Here is an 823-nt window from a genome sequence, read left to right as displayed (position 1 = left end):
TTTTTTTAGACTTTAGGCAAGGAAACAAGTTCTTGCCGTCCCCGCAATCCCTTGTCCCCCAAGGCATTGAAATCTTCCCATGGCTACCGGTAGCCGTTTCATAGATGTTTAATTCTAGATAGCAGTAGTCCACCAGTTCAGCAAACCGCATTGTAATGGTTCGTGGTTCATGGTATGATGTTGGAGTAAAGGAACGGGATTTGCTTTAAACAGCAAATACAATGCGCGATAAGATTCGATATTATGAAATGGGGTGAACCAGATGGCGATTGAATACGTGAGATTTTCGGATGACCAGGAGGTGCCATATTCTGATTTGGTGGTGGTTGATGGAAAGACCCTCTATCTTTCCGGGTTGGTTGCCGAAGATCTGGATACCCAGGAACTGTCATGCGGTTCCATCACGCACGAAACCGACAAGGTGCTGAGCAACCTGAAGATCCTGCTGGAGCGATACGGGTCGGATATGGATCATGTGGTGAAGGTAGACGTACTGCTGCGGGACTTTTCCGAGCGGGATAAGATGAACGCTGAGTATCTTCGTCACTTTGATCCCCGGCGGCTTCCTGCACGACTGTGCTATGGAAATGTTGATCTTGCTGACTCATGTAAGATTGAAATTGCTGTTATTGCCATTAAAAAGTGAATTGAATGGCAGATAACTTTTCTGGTGTTATAAAATCTGACGGTCGCCAATCAATTTATGAAGGAGTCTAGTGTGAAAGCAGGTAACGGTTCAGGACAGATGAAAAAGGGTGCACGAAACCGGCCCTGCCAACATCGAAGTTTTCAGGGCAAAAGGCAAAAGAGAAGAAGCTGTCAG

The 823-nt window shown here is 46.1% G+C and carries 1 protein-coding gene; it reads left to right on the top strand.

From position 1 onward, the window contains the following. Positions 1-262 precede the first annotated feature (262 nt). A complete protein-coding gene (locus H6B51_RS17200) occupies positions 263-646 on the top strand; it encodes a RidA family protein (RefSeq protein WP_204884810.1) in 384 nt (127 codons plus the stop codon). Positions 647-823 lie beyond the last annotated feature (177 nt).

This window comes from Pseudoflavonifractor phocaeensis (genome assembly GCF_016901955.1).
Lineage (GTDB): Bacteria > Bacillota > Clostridia > Oscillospirales > Oscillospiraceae > Flavonifractor > Flavonifractor phocaeensis_A.
This window is presented reverse-complemented; position numbering and strand designations above follow the sequence as displayed.